The sequence below is a fragment of the Streptomyces sp. NPDC093252 genome (assembly GCF_040683675.1).
Taxonomy (GTDB): domain Bacteria; phylum Actinomycetota; class Actinomycetes; order Streptomycetales; family Streptomycetaceae; genus Streptomyces.
The window spans coordinates 340,459-363,232 of sequence record NZ_JBFBEM010000009.1 but is presented as its reverse complement, the minus strand read 5'-3'; the positions used below and the strand labels follow the sequence as shown (position 1 = coordinate 363,232).

Below are 22,774 nucleotides of genomic sequence, written 5' to 3'. Positions count from 1 at the left end.
TGACAGAGAGACCCCCTCCGACGGCCTGCGGGCGGCACCGCGACACGTTCCGTCCATCAGGTCAGGTGAAGAAGGTCTCGTCGGCCCCGTTCCCGGCGACCGCCGACCCGATCACCCAGCCCTGCTCGGCGACCGTCGGCACGATCACCGGCCCCTGCTCGGGGACCGCCGGTCCGATCACCCGTCCCTGCTCGGGGACCGCCGAACCGATCACCCGTCCCTGAGGGCGGCCTCCGCACGCTCCCCACCGGGCGGGCACAGCCCCACCAGAACCAGCGCGGCGTCATCGTCGGCGGCACCGTGGCTGAACGCCGCCACCGCCCGCCCGATCCCGTCCAGCGCGGCGGTGGGATGGCTGCCGTCCAGGAGGTGGGCGTGGTCGGCGAGGGGAAAGAACCGTCCCTCGGCGTCGCGGGCCTCGACGGTGCCGTCGGTGTACAGCAGCATCCGGTCGCCCTGCCGCAGATGGACCGTACGGCGTCCGGGCCGGTGGTCCCGGGTCAGATCACCGAGGCCCATCGGGACCCCGGGCAGCGCGGACTCGATGAAGACGGTCCGCCGGTCCGCGGTGCGGAGCAGCGGGGGAAGGTGCCCGAAGTTCAGGATCCGGGCCTCGCCGTCGTATCCGCACTCCGCGAGGACCACCGTGACGAAGCGCTCGTTCGCCCGGTCGCGGCCCAGGGCCAGCTCCATGCGCTCCGCGACCCGGCCGAGGCTCTCCACATAGGGCGCCGCCTCGCGGAACGCCGCCAGCACGCGCGAGGCGGCCCAGGCGGCCTCCAGACCCTTGCCCTGCACATCGCCGACGGCGATCCGGACCCCGGTCGGCATGGTCACCACACCGTAGAAGTCGCCCCCCATCGGCACGACCCGGCCCGCGGTCGTGTACGAGGCGGCCAGCTCCAGACTGCCGATCCGGGTGGGCACCGGCTCGAACGCCACCTGCCGCGCCACCAGCGCGACCGGCGCCAGCTCCGCCAGCTCCCGCCGGGCACGCGCCCGGTCCCGTTCCAGCCGCTGCCGCAGCACCGCGCCGTACGCCGCCGCCAGCGTCACACTCACCACGGTGACATAGGCGACCACGGAGCGCGACGCACCCGTCACCCCTCCCAGCCCCGCCGTCGCGAGACAGACCCCCAGCGCGACGGCGCCCACCCACAGCACCCGACGAGGCCGGTCGTTCGCCGCCGCCAGGGCCGGGGCGATGGAGTAGGCGGCCAGGAAGTTCAGCACCGGACCGAGCCCGAGATCGACGGCCACCACGACCACGAGCCCCACGTACGGGTACACCGCCACCAGCCGTCGCATGGTCGGCGACACAGCCATACCGGCCTCCACGGGGCCCGCGAACAACCCTGGTCGAGCCGCTCCCGGCGGAGCGGGGAACGGGGTGAACACTCCCGACCCACCCATGGTGGCACCTGGACGGCGTCCCGGTCGGCGGACCACCGGCGACCGGGCCCGAACGGCGACCGGGCCCGAACGGCGACCGAGCTTGAGCGGCGGGGCGGCGGGGGCGGCGCCCGTACGGTACTGGCTGCGGCCCGGTCCGCTCAGCGGCCGTCGGCGCCCCCACCCCCACCCTCGCCCCGGTCCCCACCCCGGCCCCCACCCTCGCCCCGGTCCCCGCCCCCGTGCGCCCGGTCGTAGCGGCTGCGGCTGTCACGGACGTAGTCCTGGTGTTCGAGCACCCAGCCGATGAGCTGGGCGAGCTGGAGATGCAGCGACATGCCGACGGCGGACAGGGCGTAGTCGACGCGGGGCGGTGTGGAGGGGGTGACGGTCCGCACCACCAGGCCGTCCCGCTCCAGCTTGCGCAGGCTGAGCGTGAGCATCCGGTCGGAGGTGTCCGGCAGCAGCCGGGTGAGTTCCGCGTAGCGCCGGGGGCCGTCGCTGAGCACACCGAGGATCAGGACGCCCCACTTGTCGTTCACCCGGGCGAGGATGTCGCGCATCCAGGCGTTGATCTGCTCCGGCCCCCTGGAGAGAACCTGCTCCGGGCCTCCGGAGGAAACCTGTTTCGGGCCCGGGGAAGGAGTCCGGTCCCGGCCCCCGGAGGGAACATCGATGTTCGTTCCCCACATTGAAGTGCCTTCTTCCGGCATGGGAGCACACCCTTCAGACTCATCACTACGGCGGCTGACACCGTGGTCCCGTCACCAGGTGACCTGGTGAACTGGTGAACTGCTGACCACGTGACCTGGTGACCACGTGGCCGAGGGCCCCGCGGGACCGGAGGCGTCCGGCTGCCGGCGCTTCGTTCCGACGCGTCTCCCGCCGTGTGGCGCCGCCCCGGGACCATCCGCACATCAATGACGCAACGCTACCCACGGAGGAGCCGTGCAGAGCAACACGTCCACAGGTCTGCTGACGCAGCTCGCGCTCGACCCGAAGGCGCAGGACCTCCTCTTCCGCGAAGCCCGCACCCCCAACACCTTCACCGACGAGCCGGTGACCGACGCCCGGCTGGAGGCGATCCACGACCTGCTGCGATTCGCCCCCACCTCGATGAACCAGCAGCCGCTGCGGATGGTGGTCCTGCGCTCGCCCGGGGCCAGGGAACGGCTGCTCGCGCACATGGACGGCAGGAACCGGGAGAAGACGGCCGCCGCGCCCACTGTACTGATCCTGGCGGCCGACCTGCGCTTCGACGAACTGCTGCCCGCGCTGTTCCCGCACGCCCCGAACGCGCGCGAGGTGTTCGCCGAGCCGGTGGGGCGCAGGGAGTCGGCGCGGTTCAACGCGACACTCCAGATCGGCTACTTCATCCTGGCCGCGCGGGCCGCGGGCCTGTCGGTCGGGCCGATGCTGGGATTCGACGCCGCCGGGGTCGACCGCGCGTTCTTCCCCGACGGCCGGGACGAGTCGCTGCTGGTGGTGAATCTGGGGCAGCCGGGCCCCGACGCGTTCTTCCCCCGGCTGCCGCGGCTCACGTTCGAGCAGTTCACGACCTTTGTCTGACCGATCCGCGGGGAGTCACCGTGATCCGTGATGAGTTGTACGAGCGCGGTCTTCGGATGCGGCGGAGCATGTTCGGCCCGCCGGGTGCCGACGACCAGATCGCGTCGGCCACCGAGTTCACCGAGAAGCTCCAGGACATCGTGACCAGGTACTGCTACGGGGACGTCTGGTCCCGGGACGGTCTGGGGCCGCGGGACCGCAGCCTGGTCACCCTGGCGTTCCTGGTCGCCCTGGGCCGCCCGCACGAACTGGAGTTCCATCTCGAAGGCGCGCGGGCCAACGGCGTGACCACCGAGGAGATCCGTGAACTCCTCATCCAGGCCACGCTCTACTGCGGGCTCCCGGCCGCGGTCGACGGCTTCCGCGTGGCCGGACGCGTCCTCCAGAACGACACCTGACCCGCCCCGACGCCCCCGCCGTCCCCCTCCCCCCCCCACCTCTTCACACCTCCTCACACCTCCCGACACCTCCCCGCAACAGGGCATCCCTCACCCTCCCCGGTTCACCTCCATGCAAAGGAGCATGTCGTGGCGACCCTCTCCACCCCCTCGACCCCCTCAACCCCCTCGACCGCCTCAACCCCCACAGCCCCCGCAAAGCTCTCGCACGTCGTCCTCCAGACCAACCGCCTCCCGCAGATGCGGGACTGGTACTGCGACGTACTCGGCGCGCATCCCGCCTACGACAACGGACGGCTCGCCTTCCTCGCGTACGACGACGAGCACCACCGCGTGGGGATCATCTCCCTGGACGACTACGCCGAGCGCGACACCCCCGTTGTCGGCCTCCAGCACTTCTCCTTCACCTACGACACCCTGGAAGTGCTGCTGGCCACCTACGAACGGCTCAAGGCCGACGGGATCCGGCCCGTGTGGACGGTCAACCATGGGCCGACGGTCTCCTTCTACTACGCGGACCCGGACGGCAATCACGTCGAACTCCAGGTCGATGTCTTCGCGACCACCGAGGAGACCGACGCCTATATGAACAGCGCGGCCTACCAGACGAACCCGCGCGGCGTCGACATCGACCCCGAGGACCTGCTCGCCCGGCTGCGGGCCGGCGAGTCCGTGGCGTCGCTGACCGCACGGGGGAACTGAACGATGGGGGCCGCGGACGCGGACATCGAGGTGCCCGTCCTCGTCATCGGCGCGGGCCCGGCCGGAATGTCCACCGCGCTCGTGCTGGGGCGGCTGGGCACCCGCTGCCTCCTGGCCGAGCGCCGCGCCGAGGTGGGAACGCTGCCGCGGGCCACCGGCGTCCGGGTGCGCACCATGGAACTCTTCCGCGCCTGGGGCATCCACGAGGAGATCGCCGGGCGTGCCGTCCCCGTCCGGGACGGCGGCGAGTTCACCTGGGTGAGCACCGTCGCCGGGGAGCGGTTCGGCACCACCAGCCTCGCCCGTCTGGAGGATCCCGCGGCCCGCCGTGCCGCCACCCCGATGGAGGTCCTGTTCTGCCCGCAGGACCGGGTCGAGCCGGTGCTGCTGGCGGAACTGCGCACCAGCCCCCCTGTCGACGTCCGGTTCTCCAGCGAGGTCACCTCGCTGCGGGACGACGGCGACGGGGTCCTCGCGGTCGTCGAGAACCGGGTCACCGGGGCGGTGACCCGCGTCCGCGCCCGATACGTGGTCGCCGCGGACGGTGCCGCGAGTCCCACCCGGGCCGCGCTCGGGATCGGGCTGGAGGGCCACGACGCGCGCGCCGAGTTCGTCAACATCGACTTCCGCGCCGATCTGCGCCCCTACGTCGGGGACCGCCCCTCGGTTCTGTACTGGGTCCTGAACAGCCGGGCGAGCGGCACCCTGGCCGCCCGCGACGGCCGGCACCGCTGGTACTTCGGTGTCCTGGCGGGCGGGGCCACCCCGGCCGACCCCGCCGACCCGGAGAGCTGCCTGAGGATCGTGCGCGACGCGATCGGGGTGCCCGGTCTGCCGGTGGAGATCGAGGGGGCCCGCCGCTGGCGGATGGACGCGAAGGTGGCGTCGTCATGGCGGTCGGGGAACGTGTTCCTGGTGGGGGACGCGGCGCACCGCTTCCCGCCGACCGGCGGCTTCGGCCTCAACTCCAGCATCCAGGACGGCCACAACCTGGCCTGGAAGCTGCACTGGGTGCACTCCGGCTGGGCGGGCGAGGGGCTGCTGAATTCGTACGAGGCCGAGCGCCGCCCGATCGCCGAGTTCAACGCGGCGCAGTCGTGGCGGAACATGGACCTGATGGCGGCGACGGGCTTCACCCCGGACGTCCATGACTTCGCGGCCCAACTGGAGGCGGAGGCGGAGACCGGAGCCGGGCAGCAGCCCCTGCGTGAGCGCATCCGCCGGGGAATCCCGTTGCAGGCGCCCCAGTTCCACGCGCTCGGCCAGGACATCGGCTTCGGCTACGGCGACGGCTCCTCGGCGGTCGTCGCGGACGGCACGGCCGTCCCCCTGGGCCGGGATCCCGAGTTCGAGCCGTCGGGCGCTCCGGGGCGGCGCGTCCCGCACCATGTGCTCCGGCGGGGCGGGAGCGAGGTGTCCACCCTCGATCTGGTCGAGGGCCGCCTCACCCTGTTCGCCGCCCGGGACGCCGGAGCCTGGACGGTGGCGGCCCGGGCCGCCGCCCGCTCCCGGCAACTGCCGCTGCACACCCAGCGCGTGGCCCCCACCCCCGACGCCGACCTGTACGACCCCACCGGCGACTGGGAGCACCACGCCGGGGTCGGCGGCACGGGCGCGGTCCTCGTCAGGCCCGACGGACATGTGGCCTGGCGGACCTCGACGCCCGCCGGACCACACGCCGAAGCCGAACTGGGTGACGTACTCGACACGATCCTGAGCCGCCGCCCCCGCTGACCGGCCCCGCCCCGGCCGCCGTACCACCCCACCCCACTCCACTCCCCCCACTCCCCCCCACTCCCTCACCCCATCCCCGCACACGACGAGGTGATCGCCCATGAGACTGGTCAGTTTCGGCGCCCCCGGGTCCGAGCAGCCGGGTGTGCTGCGCGACGACGGGCGCGTCAGCCCGCTCGGCCCGCTGCTGCCCGGCGCACCCGCCCTGCCGGGGCCGTCCGGCATGAACGAGATCCTGGCGCACCTGCCCGCACTGCGGGACCCGATCGAGGCACTCGCCGCGGGGCCCGACCCGGCGGCCGTCCCCGTCGAAGCGGTGCGGCTCGGCCCCCCGGTGCCCGCGCCCGGCGCGATCGTCGCGGTCGGCGCGAACTACCGGGCGCACATCGAGGAGATCACCGGATCCGCGGACAACCTCCCCTCCCTCCCGGTGCTCTTCATCAAACCGGCGACCTCGCTCGGCGGGCCGAACGATCCGGTCGTCCGGCCCGCCGAGTCCGCCGAGCTGGACTACGAGTGCGAGCTGGCCGTCGTGATCGGCCGCGGCGGACGCCGTATCGAGGCGTCGGACGCGCTCGGCCATGTCGCCGGATACATGATCGCGAACGATGTCTCCGCCCGGGACGTGATGCTCCGCGACATCGCCAGGGGCCCCGCCTTCTTCCAGGTCGCCCGGGGTAAGGGGTACGACACCTTCTGCCCGACCGGCCCCTGGCTGCTGACCGCGGACGAGGTGCCCGACCCGCAGGCACTGACCCTGCGGACCTGGGTCAACGGCGCCCCGCGGCAGCACGGCACGAGCGCCGACATGGTGTTCGGCGTCGCCGAGATCATCGCCTCGGTCAGTGAGTTCATGACGCTCCGCCCCGGCGATGTGATCCTCACCGGCACCCCGGCCGGGGTGGGCATCAGCCAGAACCCGCCCGCCTATCTGGAACCCGGTGACGTCCTGCGGCTCACCGTCACCGGGCTCGGCACGATGGAGACGAAGATCGCCTCCGATGCCTGACCCCTCCCCTCCGCGGACCGTTCTGCCCGACGCCACCACCAGGACAGGAGACGCACATGAACACCGCCGTTCCGACCGAGGGCCCCGACGCGCCCGGCGCCCCCGTCCCCGCGCCCGAGAGCGCCGAGGTCCCCGTCCTCGTCATCGGCGCGGGCCCGGCCGGGCTCGCCCTGGCACTGCAACTCGGCCGGCTGGGCACCCGATGCCTCCTGGTCGAGCGGCGGCCCGCCGTGGGGACGCACCCCCGCGCGATCGGCTTCCGCATCCGCACCATGGAGCTGTTCCGGACCTGGGGGATCAGTGACCTGATCCGCCCCGACTGCATCCCCTCCCCGGACGGCGGCCACCTGGCCTGGGCCCACTCACTCGCCGGGAAGGAGTACGGCAGGCTGACCATGGACGCCGTACGGGACTGGCCGGCCCACCGCAGCGCCACCCCCGCGCACGAGGCGTTCATCTGCCAGGGCGAGGTCGAACCGGTCCTGCTCGACGCGCTCAAGCGGTACCCCGGCGTCGAGACCCGGCTGTCCACCGAGGTCCTCGGCCTCGACCAGGGTCCCGCCGGAGTCACCGCCACGCTCCGCGACCGCACCACCGGCGAGGTCACCCGGTTACGGGCGGCACACGTGGCCGCCTGCGACGGCGCCGGCAGCCCCACCCGCACCGCCCTGGGCATCCCCCTCGACGGACCCGACGCGCGGGCGGCGTTCGTCAACGTCGAGTTCACCGCGGACCTCGCCGACACCGTGGGCGACACCCCCGCCGTGGTCACCTGGATTCTCAACCCGAGGGCCAGCGGCACCCTGCTCACCCAGGACAAGCACTTCAACCGGTGGCTCTTCAGCGCCTTCCACCAGCCGGGACTGCCCGATCCCGCCGACCGCGCCGCCTTCGCCCCGCTGATCCGGGAAGCCGTCGGCATCCCCGGTCTCGCGCTGGAGGTCGTCCATGCCCAGGAGTGGCGGATGGACGCGAAGGTGGCGTCGTCATGGCGGTCGGGGAACGTGTTCCTGGTGGGGGACGCGGCGCACCGCTTCCCGCCGACCGGCGGCTTCGGCCTCAACTCCAGCATCCAGGACAGCCACAACCTGGCCTGGAAACTGCACGCCGTGCACGCGGGCTGGGCCGGCGACGGCCTCCTGGACACCTACGAGGCCGAGCGCCGCCCGATCGCCGAGTTCAACGCGGCCCAGTCGTGGCGGAACATGGACCTGATGGCGGCGACGGGCTTCACCCCGGACGTCCACGACTTCGCGGCCCAACTGGAGGCGGAGGCGGAGCCCGGGGCCGGGGGCGGGGCCGCGACCGAGCCCGGGGCCGACCCCGACCTCGGCCCCGACCACCGCCCCCTCCCCGACCACCGCCCCCTCCACGACCAGGTCCGCCGAGGCATCGACCTCCAGGGCCCGCATCTCAACCCCCTGGGCCAGGACATCGGTTTCGGCTACAACGCGGGTGCGCTGGTCCGTTCCCCCGGGGACCCCGACCACCTCCCCGCACTCGACTTCCGGCCGTCCGCCGCACCCGGCCGCCGCGCCCCCCACTACCTGCTCCACGGCGATGACGGCGAGGTGTCCACCCTCGACCTCTTCGAGGAGGTCCCCGTCCTGCTCTGCGCGGAGCGCGCGGCCCGCTGGGCGGACGCGGCCCGCGCGGCGGCGGGTGCCGCCGGAGTCCCCCTGCGAACCGTGCGCATCGGCCCCGGCGGCGAGCTGCGGGACCCCTCGGGCGCCTGGACCGAGGTCGCGGAGGTGGGCGAGGAGGGCGCGCTCCTCGTCCGGCCCGACGGCCATGTCGCCTGGCGCACGACGGCACCGGCGGGCCGTGACGCCGCCACCGTCCTCACCGGCGTACTGACCCGGGTCCTGGCGCTCGGCCACCCCTGACCCACCCGCGTCGGCGACGCCACGCTCCTCACCGACAAGCCCCTGCCGCCCTGGACGGACGGCAGGGGCTCTCGGCTGTCAGCGCGAGGAGGACTGCTCCGCAGCCCCGCCACCGCCGCCCCCCTGGACGGACTCGAGGACGTGGGACAGTGCCCGCGCCAGCTCAGCCGCCGGGTCGGCGGGGAGCAGCGCCCAGCGGGCGAGTACATGACCGTCGGGACGGATCAGGACCGCCCCGCCCGGGGAGAGCTCGTAGAGCGACTGCCAGTGTCCCGGTTCCACGGCGTCGGTGAACCCGCCCGGCAGCCCCTCGGCACCGCCGATCCCGTGAACCCGCACATCGAGCGCGGAGACCGCGTCGGCCGCGGCCCGCTCCCACCCACCCGGGTCACCGGCGACCAGGAGCGACCAGCACCCCGTCACCAGCTCGACGGTGGACGTGGCGGCCCGGTCGGTCTCACCCCCGGACCGCAGCCGGGCGTGGGGCGCGCGGGCGCCCGGACGGGCCGACGGCCGGTACTCCGTGATGGTGGACACCGGCACCGGCGAGCCGTCGTCGTGCACGGCCCCGTCCCGGTAGATGTGGCCGAACTGCTGCCCCAGGGAATGGAACTGCTCGCGCAGCCCCGCCACGTTCCGCGCGATCTCGTCGCGCAGCGCCGTGCCCTCCGGGGCGCCGAGCAGGGCGAGGGTCTGCGGGCTGTTGAGGAAGGCGTCGGCCTTGATCTGCTCCTCGGCGTTGGCGGTGCACTGGATCGCGTTGAACTCGGCGACCGGGCGGCGCTCCGCCTCGTAGCTGTCGAGCAGCGCGTCCCCGGCGAGGCCGCGCAGGACGAGATCGAGTTTCCAGGCCAGGTTGTGGCTGTCCTGGATGCCGCTGTTCATCCCGAACCCGCCGGTGGGCGGGAAGCGGTGGGCGGCGTCCCCGACGAGGAACAGCGGCCCGGACCGGAACCGCTCGGCCACACCCATGTCCATCTTCCAGGTCATCCGGGTCCGCTGGTCGACATCGAGCCCGGGATCGCCGACCGCGGCCCGGATCAGGGCGAGGCAGCGCTCCTCGTCGTAGTCGTCGAGGGTCTCGCCGGGGTCCAGATCGGTCGAGTAGACCCAGCGGGCGCGCGGGTCGAGGGGGATGAGCACGCCCTGGGTGGCGGGGTTGTGGACGAACCACAGGATGTGCGGGCGGTCCCGGGTGTACGGCGTCAGATCGGCGTGGAAGTACACATTGATCCGGCGCCCCAGCGGCACCGAGCGCTCCATCGCCACCCCCGCCAGCCGGCGCAGCGGACTGGAGGCGCCGTCCGCGGCGACGGCGTACCGGGCCCGCAGCGGCGAGACCGTGCCGTCCGGGCCGCGCACCGCCACCTCCGCGAGGGTCCGTCCGTTCTTCTCGACGGCCCGGTAGCCGACGACCTCGTGCCCGTACTCGACGGTCGTGCCGGTGGCCTCCAGGGCGTCGCGCAGCGCCTGCTCCACATGATCCTGCGGGCAACTGCACAGGGTCTCCGGCGAGTACCGCTCGGCGGTGTCGCGGTCGATGTAGTCGATCTGCGCGAACTCCTCGGCGCGGGCCTCGGTGACCCAGGCGAAGGAGCGCGCGAGGTCGAGCGGCAGCCCGGCGCGGCGTACCGCGTCGGCGATGCCCCAGGAACGGAAGAGTTCCATGGTGCGGCCGTTCACCACATGCGCCCGCGGCTGGTACACCGGACCGGGCTGCCGCTCCAGAATCCGCACCGCGGCACCGGACCGGGCGAGTTGGAGCGCGGTCGCCAGGCCGACGGGCCCGGCTCCCACGACGATGACATCGGGACGACGACTGATCTGTTCGGACATGCCGTTTCCTCCTACCAGAGCAAATGGAACTGCTGTAACTGCTGGAACTGTTGGAACTTTTCAGGTGATTCCGGACCGGCGGAACCGGCCCGTGGGGTCGTAGGCGTCCCGGACCGCGCGCACTCTCGGCAGGTCGACGGCGACCGGCTGACCGCCCGACGCGAACGCCGGGACCGCGCCGCCGCCGCCCAGGCGCCGGCCGGGGTCGGTGGACGAGAGCCAGTCCAGGACGGGTGGGGCGTGGCCGTCCTCCGGCCACATCCCCATCAGGTTGACGAGGAAGCGGGCCGTGCGTCCGGGGGCGGCCGAGGGCAGCGGTGGTGTGGCCACCGCCCCGCCGAGCAGCCCGACCTCGACCATCGACAGCCCGGCGGGCAGGCCGTCGGCGGCCTCCACCAGCGCTTCGATCGCGGGGCCGGTGAGGTCCCCGAGCCATCCGGAGCGGGTCCGCACCCCGAACCGGCGGTGCGGGAAGGCGGGGTGGGCCCGGGACGGCGGTATGCGGGCGCGGTCCTGGTGCAGTGCTCCCGCCAGGGCGCCCAGGGGCGCGAGGGCGTCGCCGCCGGGCCGGGTGGACACCGCGGACACCACGACGCCGACGCGGTCCCGGTACCGCCGCGGGATCGCGGGGTGGCGGGGGAGGGTCCGGGCCATCACGACCACCGTCACCTCCGGCGCGAGTCCCGGCCCCCACGCGCTCAGGAACTCCAGCACCGCCCGGAACCCGCTGAGCGGATAGACGCAGCGCAGGCTGTCCAGCACGGGCACCGGCCAGGTCCGCAGGGTCACCCCGGTGACGGCGCCGAAGCCGCCGCCACCGCCGCGCAGCGCCCACATCAGCTCCGGATGCCCGCCGTCGTCGGCCTCCAGGACCCGGCCGTCGGCGGTGACGACGGTCGCGGCGAGCAGGGCGTCGCAGGTGTATCCCAGCGCTCGCGCGGTGAGCCCGACCCCGCCGAGCAGGACGCTGCCGACGACGGAGGGTTCACCCGGAGAGGGCAGCCCCAGCGTCCGCCCGTACGGGGCCAGCGCCAGGTCCAGTTCACCGGCCGTGACCCCCGCGCCGACCCGTACCGTCGTGCCGTCCGGGTCCAGTTCGATGCCGCGCAGGCCGGTGAGGGTGAGCACCAGGCCGCCGTCCAGGGTGGAGCGTCCGGCGGGTGACCAGCCGCTGCCGCGGACGGCCACGGGGAGATCGCCGGTGGCGGCCAGGACGGAGGCGACGGCGCCGGGGTCCGCGCAGTCGACGACGGCCGCCGGACGAGCCTCGACATCGAGGTTGACCGTCCGCGCCGCCGCCCGGAACCCGGGGTCGGCCGGGGTGCGCAGCACGACACCCGGCTGTCCCCCCGGCCCCGCCCCCGTGCCCGGAGCCGTCCCGGGCGGCGGGCCGCTGTCGTTCAGGCTCAAGGCAGTCTCCAGGGAGCAGGGCCGCTCGAACCGACACGGCGGCGGCACACACCATTAAAACCAGACCGTAGATCTGTTTTTAGCAAAGGTCCAGTCGACAAGAGCACTTCCGGCCACCGCCGACGCCCCCCGCGACCCACTCGTTCACCGCACAGAACCCGCCCCCCTGCCCCCGCCCCCTCCCGGCCGTAGGGTGCGGGAATGACGGATCCGCGAGAAGCCGCCGCCGCAACCGACGCCGCCGCGGCCGATGCCCCCGTACGCCGCCGCCGACGGTCCACGGGCAGCTACGCCGCCGCCGACGCCCGCCGCGCGGCCATCATCGAGACGGCCACCGGACTCTTCGCGGACCAGGGCTTCCACCGGACCACCCTGGGTGAGGTGGCCCGCGCCACCGGGGTGTCACAGACCGGACTGCTCCACCACTTCAAGACCAAGGACAGCCTGCTCCTGGCCGTCCTCTCGGCCCGCGACCGGCAGGAGATGCGGCACTTCGGCCCGCCGACGAACGGACTGCGCGCCCACCTGGCCCACATCCTCGACGTGCTGACCGAGGAGGCCGCGACACCGGCACTGACCCGGCTGTTCCTCACGACCGCCGGCGAGGCCACCGCGCCGGAGCATCCCGCGCACGACTACTTCCGGCGCCGCTACACCCTCATGTGCGAGAACAACGCCCGGGCGGTGACGGCGTCGATGACGGCGGGCGAGGTACGGCAGGACACCGACCCCCAAGCCGTCGGACGCACCCTGGTCGCGGTGACCGACGGCCTGAAACTCCAGTGGCTGCTCTCCCCGACCTTCGACCTGGTCACCGAGACCCGACTCCACTTCGACGCCCTGCTGCGCGGCCTCGCGACCGAGCGGGGCGCACGATGACAGCCACGACTGACCCCACTCTCACGCACCACCCATGAAGCACCGGAAACCCGGCTGACGGGAGGCGCCACGAGCGCGGGAGCGGTCGCGTGAGCGTCGAGGCCGTGACTCAAGCCGTCGCGCAATCCGCTGCCACCTTGCTGCGGGCAGCGGGGCTCCACGGCCACAAGTACGCCATCGACGCCGTGCTGTGCGCGACCGCGTTGCAGCACCCCGGCCGGATTACGATTCCGACCTCGGACGTGGGGGACATCGGGCTGCTCACCGCGGAGCATCCGCGCCTGAGTGCCGAGAAGGTCTGAGCCGTGACGCCTTGCAGAAGCGCTGCCCGCCGTGCGGACGCGGCTCTGGCCCAGTGACCTCCCGACCAGGCGGCAGGCCGACGCCTGGGGGGCCACTCTCTCGACCTGCCCGGATCGGGCTGAACGACAGCCGGGCCGGCATCGGGCAGGCGCGGGTCACGCCCCAGTAGCCGGGCCTCCACTGCTGCGAACCCTCTGACAGGGCATGGACTCGGGCTCCGGCACGCGCCAGACGATGCTCACCTGCTCGTCGAGCGGAAGCGAGGGGCCACCGATGGAGATGCAGTGGATGAAGTAGAGAGCGGCCAGTCTGAATGCCTCCGGTTCGATATCGGTCGACGTCGTCACCGTGGCCCGGCTCAGCTTGTTCACCTGGCGCACGACGCCTGAATCGGCTTCGAGCGGACCGAGTTCGCTGAGGATCCCCGGATCGAGTTCGGCTTCCTCACGCATGGCCTGGATCGACCGACTGAGCAGGTCGGGCTCCGATTCGACCCGGTCGATGATGCGAGCGAGGACATAGTCGTGGAGCACCTCCGCCTCGATGGTGCCGTGCTCCACCGGTTCCTCGCCCGTGCAACTCGGGCACCCCTCGCACTCAGTGGGTTCGTCGGCTTCCTCAGAGGAGACGAAGCACGAGACCACCCACATGATCTCGGCACGGTTCAGATCCAGTTCCTCGGCGGTAGGCAGCTCGGGGTCGCCCCCTTGACCACCGGGATCACCGCCATCTCCGTCGCCGCCCCCCGGCGGCGTCATCTCGGAGCGCATGATGGACTCCAGACTGACGAGGCGCGGCTCCCAGCCGTGCGCGCTCATCAGCAGCGTCGCCAGCGCGTCCCCCAGCGCTTCCAGAAGATGAGGTCTTCGTCGAAGCCGTTGACGAAGTGCAGGACGTGGTCTGCCGAGTCGAACTCCACTCCGGACATCTCACCCAGATGGGTCAGCACCGCCTGACGACCTCGATAGCGTCCGACGTAGCGGCGGGCCTGGGCGACGAAGAACGGCACCGTGCTGTCGTCCAGCACCGCGTTGGGGCTGACGCCGATGAAACGCGGAGGGTTCAGCGGACCGGACCGGCGGAGCTGTTGGGTGGCGTTGGACCAGTGCAGTCGTCTGGTGTCCGGGTCGTACACCACGCAGTAGACAGGAATGTTCCCGTCCGCCCAGGTATCACCGTGCTGATCGACAGGCACCGCGTAGCCATTGCCTCGGCGCCAACTGGTCCCACCCTTGACCTGGACCTTGATCGTGTCACTCGTGAGATGCCCGTCATCGGCGAAGGTGACGTAGAAATCCTCTCCGAAGTCGTTCTGCCCGGATATCTCTTGAACGATGTGGTCGTGGTCCTCCAGCAGGGTGCGCAACGCGTTCACGGCAGCCTGCCCCACCCGCCGCCCCTTCGAGACCTTCGGCATGCCGTACCCCTCCCAAGTCCCCAGCCGCCCCCTGCGGACGAGGGGCCGGTGCCCGCCTGGCTCAGCCTGCCCCACACCCATGACACCGGGGCCAGAACGAGGGAGGTCACCTGCCACCTGCTGACCGGCCAGTCCCGACCCGCCCCGAAAGCGACTGAGGGCCAGGAGAGGGTCGGCGGGCGGACGAGCACGGGAAGCGTGCGTCGGCCGGAAGGACGCCTTTGCGGAAGCACACCGAGGGCAGGGATTGTCGAGCACGGAGCATGGGCGCGATCCCTGCCGCCATGACTCAGATGCGGTAGGCGCCCGCCGGTACGCCGTGGACGACACCGTACGGAGTCAGGGCTATGACGCCGGTGCCGCGTGACGGTGTGTCGGCAGTGATGTCGAGCGGGCTTGGGGCGCCCAGGGAGCGGGCGATGTCAGGGGCGAGGTCGTGAGCGGTGCACCGCCACTCGTCCTCGTCGCCCTCGCTCTCCTGCGCAGGGTCCCAGTCGGGGTGCAGACCCAGTTCCGTGCGGCGTGCTCGTTCGTACGGTAGCGGCTCGCCGAGCGTCAGCGACTCGTCCTCCGCCTCGCCGGTTTCGCCGTAACGCCGGATCACTGTGCCGTGCTCGGCAACAAGCCAGGCGGAGCCGTCGCCTTGGCCGCCGTAGTAGTACGCCTGGGCCCGTCCGTAACGGGCACTGAGGTCGATGCACAGACTCAGCACGGCCTCACGGCGCTCCAGGCCGTGCGGGTCGCACCAGGGGCCGAGGACGAGGGTCCAGCCATCGAGTTCCGGCGTGACGAAGACCCGTTCGTAGCCGGTGTGATCGTCCGTGTCGCAGCCGTGGCCGTCTGCGTCAACGATGTCGTTGCCGAGCGCGAAGGTCACGGGCCGTGCGGCGGTCAGGCCGAGGATGCGGATGATCCCGGCCTGGTCGCCGCTGGGGACAGCCATCCAGTAGTTCCAGCAGGCCCAGAGCGGTTCGGGGCGATCGTCTCGGAGTTTGATGCGGATGAGTCGCTCGATCGCGGCCATGTCGGCGCGCGACAGCGCCGACTCGCCACCGAGTTCGGCGAGTACGGTCAACGCCCGCGCCCGCTGCCGGCCCGGCCCCCGCTCCCGGACATGCCGGAGCAGCGGAAGCACGTGCTCGCCAGTTCGGATCAGAGTGCCCTGGGCCTGCCGCGCGACCTGTTGGTCCGGGTCGCCGAGCAGCGGCAGCAGGACGGCGGCCGACTGGCCTGCCCCGCCGCAGTGCTCGATCCCCCGGATGGCCTGACGGCGCACGAGCGGCGCGGGGTGGGCGAGGGCTGAGGTGTAACGGTCGAGAACGGCCACGCCGAGCCGGGAGAACGCGAAGCCGACTCGCTTGCGGGACTCCTCGGTGGACGCGGAGAGGAGCCCCTGGAGCAGACCGTCGAACCCTGCCTCCCCGATCCGCCCGAGTACGGCGGTGATCGGCCGCCAGTCCACCGGGGACTCCGCGTCCATCACCTCCCGCACCAACTGCTCCACCCCGTCGGCGCCGAACGTGACCAACGCGTCTGCTGCTGCCTCGTACCGGTCTGACCTGCCGAGGTCGCGTATCAGGCCAGCATTCACCACGTGCCCCTCCAGCAAGGTCGACCAGGCTTCCGACCATCATGATTCCGCAGGGGACTGACACTGGCTGAGCGGTCCCGCTACTCGTACATGCCCCGGGCAGACCGTTCGTCCAGGAATGCCGCTCCGTGATGCGGTCGTGGTGTGCCAGCTACCGGACTGGACAACGAACAAGGCCCAGGTCTCGGACCTGGGCCTATTTTGGAGCGGGTGACGAGAATCGAACTCGTGCTCTCAGCTTGGGAAGCTGCGGGCATCGAGGGCCTGTTGTAGGCGCTGACCTGCCCGAACGGTAGGTTCGCCCGTCCTGCTGGCTCGGCTGAGTTTACCGTGATTCCCCGCTTGATCTGGTGCGCTTGTGGTGCGGTAGCCGTCGGCACGGGGCTCTAGACCGGCGCGTCTGTAGGTGGTCGTCCTGGCCGCTGTCGAGCGACCGCGGACGGCATGCAGACGGCCCAGACAACGCCTGCCTCAAAGCAGCACGCTAGCGGACAGTTCGCCACTTTCCCGAGTCGCACCCGCCCAGTGCACGGCAGTGGGAAGCTGCGGCTATGCAGAAGGTGACTGAGGCGCTCGCAGAGTGGGTATCGACGGCTGTACCTGCCTACGATCAGAACCTGTATCCCCATCAGTACGCGATGGACTTCCTCACCGGTGCCGGCCGCACGGTCATTCCACAAGAGATCCGCCATCGAGTCGATCGTATGGTCATGACCACACCCAATGCCCAGGGTCAGCAACGGAGGAGGAGGCACCCGGACCACTTCATGGCACGTCTGATGTTGAATGCCTGGCTGGAAGAGACCGGGGAGGACGAGGAGGCTGTGTACCGGGCGCTGGCGGACAAGTATCTGGACGCTCATGGCATGTCCCGCCCGTAGCGCTTCGCTGGCCCCGCCGTCCGCTCGGCCGCGCATTCGGGGCCAGTGAACTTGGCGTTCCCAGGCGGAGCCAAGAGCTTGACGAAAGATCCCCTGGCGTAGTGAGGTTGTCAGATGACTCAGCGTGAAGAGGTAGACGTGCAGTTGGAAAGCCAAATTGCAGCTAGAGCGAAAGAGATCCACACCGATGGATACCCCATGTCGATCGGGGAAGTTCTCTCGCTGTATAGGGACGGAGATATCGACATCCACCCCGAGTTTCAGCGTATTTTCAGGTGGAACAGTGCCCAGAAATCACGATTGATTGAGTCAATCCTGCTCGGCATTCCAATTCCTCCAATTTTCGTTTCACAGCGAGCGGATGGAGTCTGGGATGTTATTGACGGGGTGCAGCGACTCTCGACAATCTTTGAGTTCGTTGGTGTTTACCGAGATCAGGCAGACCACCTCATCTCTCCCTTTACCCTAAAGGCGACGGAATACCTTCCGGCTCTAGATAACTATTCCTGGGAAGTTTCTTCGGGTGGAAGCAAGGTGTTCACTGATGCCATGAGAAGGGATGTTAAGCGGGCGAAGCTTGAGTTTCGAATTATCAGAAAAGAGTCTGACGAGAACGCTAAGTACGACCTGTTTCAACGCCTAAACTCTGGAGCCCAACTCTCCCTGCAGGAGGCAAGGAATTGCCTCCTCGTCATGCTAAATTCGGAGATGTATACCGAAATTGCCAAGCTCTCGGATAGTTCTGAATTTGTAAATGCAATCCCGCTCTCGGATCGGCAGGAAAATCAGGCCTACAGGCAAGAGCTAGTCTTGCGGTTCTTCTGTCAGGCTGATTTCTCTGGATCGCGAACTGATCTTACGATTGAATATGGAGAGTACCTCACTCGCTGGATGAGGGAGGCTGCGGCGAAGCACAGAACCGATGCGTCCCCAATCCAGGCTGACCTGTTCGACAGGACTTTTCGACTGCTTAACGAGACCCTGGGCGAAGACGCCTTTCGTCGTTTCAATGGCACAAAGAGCCTGGGGCCCTTCTCGATTGCATGCTTCGAGTTCGTAACCTCGGGAGTCTCTGCGAATATTGACTTGTGGGAGCGCAACAAGGGCGCTCTGGCGGAGCGCATCCATTCGGTTTGGTCCGCCCCTGAGTTCCGGGACAATTCAGGTACTGGCATCAGTCCGCGGACACGGGTTCCAAGGATGGTTCTGAACTCGCGCCGCTACTTTTCTACGGCTGGCTAGTCGTGGCTGTCAGAACGGTAAGCGAGCTCGAAGATCGCTTGGATGCAGCTTTGGCCTGGCGTCGCATTGAGCTCCAGACGCTAAAGTCCCAAATCAGGACGGCTTACAAGGGTTCCACCCACTCCCCTCTAACACGGGCGTTATCCAGGAGCGGCATAGCGCTCCTCTACGCCCATTGGGAAGGGTATGTCAAAGAGGCATGCCAAGCGTACGTCGACTTTGTTGCAAAGAGGCGCCTAAAAGTGACCGAGCTGAATGACGGCTTTCTAAAAGTGGTACTCAATCAGCTCAACAAGAGATCAGCGGCGGGAGATGAGGCGGCCGTGGTTGCGCTGATGGAAGCCGTTCGTACGCCGGATAGCGCTAGAGCGCGCATCCCAAAAGACAGCATCGTCGATACAAAGTCGAACCTTCGCTCGTCCGTTCTGGGCGAAATCCTGAGCTGTATCGGGTTCGATGCTGATGGGTTCAGCACGAAGAGTAATCTAATCGACAAGACCTTGTGTGACGGACGGAATGCAATTGCCCACGGCAGGGACTACTATCCAAACCCCGATGAATTCGACTCCTTGCATGATGAAGTGATGGCCATGCTGGAAGAGATTCGGGACACAATCCTCTTGCATGCCAGAGACCAGATGTACAGGAGAGTCAGCTAGCGCGAAATCCGCAAGGAAGCCATGGGTGTCAGCGTCAATACACGGTCGGTGGAGCGGCTTTGGGATGGCGCTGCTTTGGCGCGAATTGATCATGGCCCCGTAAGCTTCCGGCGCGTCGGGCAGTCTGTGGACCTGCCCGGTAAAGCACGACGTTGGGGCCGTGATCTTCGAGGCTCGCGCCAAAGTGGCTCCGTAAAGCCGCGGAGCCGACCGCCCCAGCCACGACGTACCCCCCTCTCTGACATCAGGTGGCTGATTGCTGCGCGTGGGGAGCGGAGCGAGCCGCCTTGAACCAGTAGAGAAGGTTGTAACTCACCTGGGCGTGTGGGGCTTGAAGGCGTCTGTGCAGGGTGGGAGGTCGGCGTCTTGGCGGTGTGCGAGGGGCAGGAACGTGACGAGGCGGATAGTCCAGGTGATGCGTGTGGTGGCGTTGGTGACTGTGACTGTGCAGGGTTCTTCGAGGAGCAGGGCTGTGCGTGTGTCTATGCGGCCGTGGTAGAGCCACTCCCACACCTCGTAAGGGGCGTCCGGGTCCAGGGCCGGTGAGATCGTGCGCAGCGCGACCGCTACCCACCTGTCCGCCTCGGGCGCGGTGTACGCGTCGAAGGATGCCCGGAGTGCGGGACGTGCGTCCGTCGTGAAGTCCTCGGTCCAGCACTCGCACCAGAAGCCGCGCTCCGGTTTCGTGATCAGCACAGGAACTCCCCTGCTCCGGGCTGGGTGAAGAGTTCCGCGGTGACGGTGTGGCCGTGTTCGCTGTGGTGGACGACCACCCGGTGGGGGAGTGCGCTGACCATGTCCGGGCCCCGGCCGTGCTCCGCATCGTCGTCTTGGTGCTCGACCTTGGAGGCCGTTCTCGTCCCGCCGTCGTCCGTCACCGACACCGCGACGATCTGCCTCGACACCGCAACGGCCAGGTGGAAGCCGCCGTGCTCCTGGCCGCTGGCCGTGTGGAGGATGGCGTTCGCGCTCAGCTCGCTCACGATCAGTTCGGCGTCGTCGGCCAGGGGCGAGCCGCGCAGGATGTCCCGGGTCCAGCGGCGGGCCCGGCTGACCTCTTCGGGGAATCCTGGGCAACTGAGCCCCCAGACCCTCGCACTACTCATATACTCGTGCATACAAGTTTCTTCGTGCTGGTAGGCCGCCATGTGCAGCGGGTTCGGGCTAGACGAGTTTCACGCCGTCGTGGGCGCGAACGGCTGGCGGGGATGTCGCGTCCAGCGCGTCTGTCACGCGGACCGCGTACGCCTCGTCGGCGAGTTCGGTGACTTCCTCGCGGGTGACCCAGCGCAGTGCGCGGGTCTCGTCACCGGTGGTGGGCGTGCCGTCGGCGGCCTCGCAGCGGAAGACCAGGGAGACGACCAGGCCCGTCATGTTCTTGTAGATGCCGGTCAGGGTCGCCGGAAGGGCGATCTTGATACCGGTCTCTTCGAGGACTTCGCGTTGCAGGGCTTCCGGGATGGTCTCCTCGCGTTCGAGGACACCGCCCGGCGGCTCCCACTTGCCGTTGTCCCGGCGCTGGATCACGAGGGCACGGCCCTGGTCGTCGATGACGACGCCGGCGACGCTCACGGAGTGCGGGCGTTCAGTGCTCACGCTCCTCGGCCCTCTCATATGGCTAGGCTCTCCACCGTAGCAACAACACTCGCCCACTCGTCTAGATACCTAAAGGAGTACACACGTGAGTCCTTCCCTTCCCTCCGGCCTGCTCGGTGATCTCGACCCCACGAGTGATCGTGCGGTCTTCCGGCAGATCGCCGACCAACTGCGGGAGGCCATCGACCGCGGACGGTTCCGTGAGGGCGAGAAGCTGCCTTCTGAGGCTGAGCTGGTCGACCATTACGGGGTGTCCCGGATGACGGTCCGGAACTCGTTCTCCGTCCTCCAGGGGGAGGGGCTCGTGCACGCCGAGCACGGGAAGGGTGTCTTCGTGCGGCCCCGTCCGCCCGTCCGGCGGCTGGCCTCGGACCGGTTCGCACGGCGGCACCGGGAACAGGGCAAGCCCGCGTTCATCGTGGAGGCGGACGCCGCTGGCAGTCATCCCCAGGTCGACAGTCTTGAGGTCAAGGAAGAGAAGGCCAGCCAGGACATCTCCACCCGTCTCGGGTCCGTGCGTCGGGTGCTCGCCCGGCGGCGCCGGTACCTCCTCGACGGACGGCCGGTCGAATTCGCCGCCTCCTACCTCCCGCTCGACATCGCACGCGGCACGCAGATCGCCGAACCCAACCCCGGCCCTGGCGGCATCTACGCCCGACTTGAGGAACTGGGTCACCGCCTCGACCACTTCGAGGAGGAGATCCGTGCCCGGATGCCCTCGCCGGCCGAGGTGAAGACACTCCGCCTGGCCTCCGGCGTGCCGGTCATCCACCTGGTCCGGACCGCCTTCGACACCGAGGGGCGGGCCGTGGAGGTCTGCGACACGGTCATGGCTGCGGACGCCTACGTACTGTCGTATCAGCTCCCGGCGACGTGAGCGGGTGATCGGGGTGCTGCGCGGGGGAGTTGCTCCGGAACTCGTACAGCCCAACAGGCATGCTCGTATAGACGAGTGGGCAAGTTGTGTGGCAAGGTGGTCCGCGTGATCCCGGGCTCCGGGTTCGCAGACCGCATCTTGTCTAGACGAGTAGATAGGAAAACTTCCTTGCGCACCATCCGCGTTGAGACCTCCGCCGCGACGATCCTCCTCACCGAGGCACCCGAACCGAAGATCCGCGACCGGCAGACGGGCGAGATCGCCAAGGACGCCGTCAGCGGCGAAGCGCTCATGACGATCGGTGTCGTCTACATCGAGGACGGAGAGTCGTCCCTGATCAAGGTCACCGTGCCCGAGAGCGGTGTTTCCGAGGGGCTCGCTCTCGGGGCTCCGGTCTCCTTGCCGGGGCTCGCCGCCCGGCCGTGGGAGTCGGTGTTCAACGGGCAGCAGCGGCACGGCATCGCCTACCGCGCCGCCGCCGTCACCCCGGCCGCGTTCCCGGCCGCTGCCTGATGACCGACATAGTGACGATTCTGGAGGCGGGTGGTCCTGCCGTCGCCGTACCCGGGCGTAGGCGGGGCCGCCTACGCCCGGGTCAAGCACCCGGCTGTGTACTGGGTGACGGTCGGACTCCTGATTTCCACCGCCCGCCTGCTCGCCTCGTACGGCTCCGTCATGGAGGCGCGCGGCCTGGGTGGCGCCCTCCCGGCTCCGCATCGTCGCCTCGAAGCGATACGCGTCACCGAACCTGAGTTTATGAATGGTCGCTGTGCCCCGTGACACCATGCCCGAGCCAGGCACACGGACTGCCCATTTTCCCGGTATTCCTCTGCCCGGAGCTTCGCATCCACATGGAACTGTGCAGAGGCATGGAGCCTGGCAGGCCCGTCTTCCTCGGTGAGAAGGCCGCGCTCCCTTCCATCGCAGTGCCTTCAGCCAGAAAGACACAAGGTCCGAGCTGTCGTCGGTGTCCCGAGGGCTTCCGTCTCCACGACCTTCGTCGCACCGGACACCACTTGTCGATGCGCTCCGGCGCCACCTCTGTGACACGATGGTGTCCGCCGACCAGTTCTCCGAGAAGGCCGCGCTGATCTACCAGCACTCCGACGACGACCGACAGCAGGAAGCCGTTGAAGTCGCTGCCGCGTTCGACGCCAGCGTTCGCAAGGCACGCCAGGAAGCAGCAAGGGCGGCGTCAGAAACAGGTCGGCATTGGAAGTTGCTGCGGCTGTGTCAGATGGTGGCACCGCTGATACAGACGATCAGCGTTCCGGCACGAATCTGACACTCGACCGCTGATAGGCCCAGCCTGTAGGGGCCTGAGTCTCTGGCCTGGGGTTTCTGCGCGGACCGGTGACGAGAGCCGAACTCGCGCTCCCAACTTGGGAAGCGA

Annotated in this window: 24 protein-coding genes and 2 pseudogenes; 15 read left to right on the top strand and 11 right to left on the bottom strand. The window is 69.6% G+C overall.

The window, feature by feature from the left end; all coding sequences use genetic code 11:
- Positions 1–61: 61 nt before the first annotated feature.
- From AB0O01_RS21305 to AB0O01_RS21295, 3 genes are all read right to left on the bottom strand, one after another.
- A complete protein-coding gene (locus AB0O01_RS21305) occupies positions 62–214 on the bottom strand; it encodes a hypothetical protein (RefSeq protein ID WP_365315413.1) in 153 nt (50 codons plus the stop codon).
- Positions 211–1,326 (bottom strand): PP2C family protein-serine/threonine phosphatase, encoded by a 1,116-nt coding sequence (locus AB0O01_RS21300; protein WP_365315411.1) that lies wholly within the window; start codon positions 1,324–1,326, stop codon positions 211–213. Before AB0O01_RS21300 ends, AB0O01_RS21305 begins: the two co-directional genes overlap by 4 nt.
- Before the next feature lie 227 nt (positions 1,327–1,553).
- Positions 1,554–1,955: a helix-turn-helix domain-containing protein gene (locus AB0O01_RS21295; protein WP_365315409.1), complete on the bottom strand. Its 402-nt coding sequence runs from the start codon at positions 1,953–1,955 to the stop codon at positions 1,554–1,556.
- 385 nt (positions 1,956–2,340) lie between these two features.
- Here AB0O01_RS21295 and AB0O01_RS21290 point away from each other — a divergent pair, with 385 nt between their 5' ends.
- The 6 genes from AB0O01_RS21290 (at position 2,341) to AB0O01_RS21265 (ending at position 8,690) form a co-directional block, all read left to right on the top strand.
- Positions 2,341–2,961, top strand: coding sequence for a malonic semialdehyde reductase (locus AB0O01_RS21290; protein WP_365315407.1), 621 nt, complete (start codon positions 2,341–2,343; stop codon positions 2,959–2,961).
- Between the two features lie 20 nt (positions 2,962–2,981).
- Complete coding sequence (locus AB0O01_RS21285) at positions 2,982–3,359, top strand: carboxymuconolactone decarboxylase family protein (RefSeq protein WP_365315406.1); 378 nt, start codon at positions 2,982–2,984, stop codon at positions 3,357–3,359.
- Positions 3,360–3,488: 129 nt separating this feature from the next.
- The gene (locus AB0O01_RS21280; protein WP_365315404.1) at positions 3,489–4,061 is read left to right on the top strand and encodes a VOC family protein; all 573 of its coding nucleotides are present in this window, start codon (positions 3,489–3,491) and stop codon (positions 4,059–4,061) included.
- 3 nt (positions 4,062–4,064) lie between these two features.
- Positions 4,065–5,795 (top strand): FAD-dependent monooxygenase, encoded by a 1,731-nt coding sequence (locus AB0O01_RS21275; protein ID WP_365315403.1) that lies wholly within the window; start codon positions 4,065–4,067, stop codon positions 5,793–5,795.
- Positions 5,796–5,895: 100 nt separating this feature from the next.
- Complete coding sequence (locus tag AB0O01_RS21270) at positions 5,896–6,804, top strand: fumarylacetoacetate hydrolase family protein (protein ID WP_365315402.1); 909 nt, start codon at positions 5,896–5,898, stop codon at positions 6,802–6,804.
- A gap of 56 nt (positions 6,805–6,860) precedes the next feature.
- Positions 6,861–8,690: an FAD-dependent monooxygenase gene (locus tag AB0O01_RS21265; protein WP_365315401.1), complete on the top strand. Its 1,830-nt coding sequence runs from the start codon at positions 6,861–6,863 to the stop codon at positions 8,688–8,690.
- 78 nt (positions 8,691–8,768) lie between these two features.
- On the opposite strand, the gene AB0O01_RS21260 is transcribed toward AB0O01_RS21265, so the two are convergent.
- Entirely contained in the window at positions 8,769–10,526 is a 1,758-nt protein-coding gene (locus AB0O01_RS21260; RefSeq protein ID WP_365315400.1) for an FAD-dependent oxidoreductase, read from the bottom strand.
- Positions 10,527–10,586: 60 nt separating this feature from the next.
- Entirely contained in the window at positions 10,587–11,936 is a 1,350-nt protein-coding gene (locus AB0O01_RS21255) for an FAD-binding oxidoreductase (protein WP_365315398.1), read from the bottom strand.
- A 201-nt stretch (positions 11,937–12,137) separates the two neighbouring features.
- Here AB0O01_RS21255 and AB0O01_RS21250 point away from each other — a divergent pair, with 201 nt between their 5' ends.
- Both AB0O01_RS21250 and AB0O01_RS21245 read left to right on the top strand, forming a co-directional pair.
- Positions 12,138–12,815, top strand: coding sequence for a TetR/AcrR family transcriptional regulator (locus AB0O01_RS21250; protein WP_365315396.1), 678 nt, complete (start codon positions 12,138–12,140; stop codon positions 12,813–12,815).
- An 86-nt stretch (positions 12,816–12,901) separates the two neighbouring features.
- A pseudogene (locus tag AB0O01_RS21245) lies at positions 12,902–13,117 on the top strand (DNA-binding protein); the annotation flags it as partial.
- Between the two features lie 156 nt (positions 13,118–13,273).
- Here AB0O01_RS21245 and AB0O01_RS21240 read toward each other — a convergent pair.
- The 3 genes from AB0O01_RS21240 to AB0O01_RS21230 all read right to left on the bottom strand — a co-directional run bounded on the left by AB0O01_RS21240 (position 13,274) and on the right by AB0O01_RS21230 (position 16,126).
- Positions 13,274–13,936, bottom strand: coding sequence for a hypothetical protein (locus AB0O01_RS21240; RefSeq protein WP_365315394.1), 663 nt, complete (start codon positions 13,934–13,936; stop codon positions 13,274–13,276).
- Positions 13,936–14,535 (bottom strand): DUF4365 domain-containing protein, encoded by a 600-nt coding sequence (locus AB0O01_RS21235; protein ID WP_365315392.1) that lies wholly within the window; start codon positions 14,533–14,535, stop codon positions 13,936–13,938. Before AB0O01_RS21235 ends, AB0O01_RS21240 begins: the two co-directional genes overlap by 1 nt.
- A 289-nt stretch (positions 14,536–14,824) precedes the next feature.
- Entirely contained in the window at positions 14,825–16,126 is a 1,302-nt protein-coding gene (locus tag AB0O01_RS21230) for a HEAT repeat domain-containing protein (RefSeq protein WP_365315390.1), read from the bottom strand.
- A gap of 551 nt (positions 16,127–16,677) precedes the next feature.
- Here AB0O01_RS21230 and AB0O01_RS21225 point away from each other — a divergent pair.
- From AB0O01_RS21225 to AB0O01_RS21215, 3 genes are all read left to right on the top strand, one after another.
- A complete protein-coding gene (locus AB0O01_RS21225) occupies positions 16,678–17,007 on the top strand; it encodes a hypothetical protein (protein WP_365315388.1) in 330 nt (109 codons plus the stop codon).
- Positions 17,008–17,121: 114 nt separating this feature from the next.
- The gene (locus tag AB0O01_RS21220) at positions 17,122–18,249 is read left to right on the top strand and encodes a DUF262 domain-containing protein (protein WP_365315387.1); all 1,128 of its coding nucleotides are present in this window, start codon (positions 17,122–17,124) and stop codon (positions 18,247–18,249) included.
- 2 nt (positions 18,250–18,251) lie between these two features.
- Positions 18,252–18,908: an MAE_28990/MAE_18760 family HEPN-like nuclease gene (locus AB0O01_RS21215; protein WP_365315386.1), complete on the top strand. Its 657-nt coding sequence runs from the start codon at positions 18,252–18,254 to the stop codon at positions 18,906–18,908.
- A 312-nt stretch (positions 18,909–19,220) separates the two neighbouring features.
- Here AB0O01_RS21215 and AB0O01_RS21210 read toward each other — a convergent pair whose 3' ends face one another.
- From AB0O01_RS21210 to AB0O01_RS21200, 3 genes are read right to left on the bottom strand one after another with little or no spacing between them, the layout of a single operon-like run.
- On the bottom strand, positions 19,221–19,604 hold the full coding sequence (locus AB0O01_RS21210) for a hypothetical protein (RefSeq protein ID WP_365315384.1): 384 nt from the start codon (positions 19,602–19,604) through the stop codon (positions 19,221–19,223).
- The gene (locus AB0O01_RS21205) at positions 19,598–20,026 is read right to left on the bottom strand and encodes an ATP-binding protein (protein ID WP_365315382.1); all 429 of its coding nucleotides are present in this window, start codon (positions 20,024–20,026) and stop codon (positions 19,598–19,600) included. Before AB0O01_RS21205 ends, AB0O01_RS21210 begins: the two co-directional genes overlap by 7 nt.
- A 46-nt stretch (positions 20,027–20,072) precedes the next feature.
- Positions 20,073–20,480, bottom strand: coding sequence for an NUDIX hydrolase (locus AB0O01_RS21200; RefSeq protein WP_365315488.1), 408 nt, complete (start codon positions 20,478–20,480; stop codon positions 20,073–20,075).
- A gap of 109 nt (positions 20,481–20,589) precedes the next feature.
- Here AB0O01_RS21200 and AB0O01_RS21195 point away from each other — a divergent pair, with 109 nt between their 5' ends.
- From AB0O01_RS21195 to AB0O01_RS21180, 4 genes and pseudogenes are all read left to right on the top strand, one after another.
- Complete coding sequence (locus tag AB0O01_RS21195; RefSeq protein WP_365315380.1) at positions 20,590–21,381, top strand: GntR family transcriptional regulator; 792 nt, start codon at positions 20,590–20,592, stop codon at positions 21,379–21,381.
- A gap of 168 nt (positions 21,382–21,549) precedes the next feature.
- Entirely contained in the window at positions 21,550–21,894 is a 345-nt protein-coding gene (locus AB0O01_RS21190) for a hypothetical protein (RefSeq protein ID WP_365315378.1), read from the top strand.
- Positions 21,894–22,111: pseudogene (locus AB0O01_RS21185) on the top strand (conjugal transfer protein TraS); the annotation flags it as partial. The gene AB0O01_RS21190 and the pseudogene AB0O01_RS21185, both read left to right, overlap by 1 nt.
- A 321-nt stretch (positions 22,112–22,432) precedes the next feature.
- A complete protein-coding gene (locus AB0O01_RS21180) occupies positions 22,433–22,666 on the top strand; it encodes a hypothetical protein (protein ID WP_365315377.1) in 234 nt (77 codons plus the stop codon).
- The last annotated feature ends 108 nt before the right edge of the window (positions 22,667–22,774 follow it).

Excerpts from the sequence above, each read along its gene's own strand:
- AB0O01_RS21265 (WP_365315401.1), top strand. The coding sequence starts at position 6,861 with ATGAACACCGCCGTTCCGACCGAGGGCCCCGACGCGCCCGGCGCCCCC.
- AB0O01_RS21300 (WP_365315411.1), bottom strand. The coding sequence starts at position 1,326 with ATGGCTGTGTCGCCGACCATGCGACGGCTGGTGGCGGTGTACCCGTAC.
- AB0O01_RS21240 (WP_365315394.1), bottom strand. The coding sequence starts at position 13,936 with ATGAGCGCGCACGGCTGGGAGCCGCGCCTCGTCAGTCTGGAGTCCATC.
- AB0O01_RS21225 (WP_365315388.1), top strand. The coding sequence starts at position 16,678 with ATGCAGAAGGTGACTGAGGCGCTCGCAGAGTGGGTATCGACGGCTGTA.
- AB0O01_RS21180 (WP_365315377.1), top strand. The coding sequence starts at position 22,433 with ATGGTGTCCGCCGACCAGTTCTCCGAGAAGGCCGCGCTGATCTACCAG.
- AB0O01_RS21270 (WP_365315402.1), top strand. The coding sequence starts at position 5,896 with ATGAGACTGGTCAGTTTCGGCGCCCCCGGGTCCGAGCAGCCGGGTGTG.
- AB0O01_RS21205 (WP_365315382.1), bottom strand. The coding sequence starts at position 20,026 with ATGCACGAGTATATGAGTAGTGCGAGGGTCTGGGGGCTCAGTTGCCCA.
- AB0O01_RS21295 (WP_365315409.1), bottom strand. The coding sequence starts at position 1,955 with ATGCGCGACATCCTCGCCCGGGTGAACGACAAGTGGGGCGTCCTGATC.
- AB0O01_RS21260 (WP_365315400.1), bottom strand. The coding sequence starts at position 10,526 with ATGTCCGAACAGATCAGTCGTCGTCCCGATGTCATCGTCGTGGGAGCC.
- AB0O01_RS21250 (WP_365315396.1), top strand. The coding sequence starts at position 12,138 with ATGACGGATCCGCGAGAAGCCGCCGCCGCAACCGACGCCGCCGCGGCC.
- AB0O01_RS21275 (WP_365315403.1), top strand. The coding sequence starts at position 4,065 with ATGGGGGCCGCGGACGCGGACATCGAGGTGCCCGTCCTCGTCATCGGC.
- AB0O01_RS21235 (WP_365315392.1), bottom strand. The coding sequence starts at position 14,535 with ATGCCGAAGGTCTCGAAGGGGCGGCGGGTGGGGCAGGCTGCCGTGAAC.
- AB0O01_RS21220 (WP_365315387.1), top strand. The coding sequence starts at position 17,122 with ATGACTCAGCGTGAAGAGGTAGACGTGCAGTTGGAAAGCCAAATTGCA.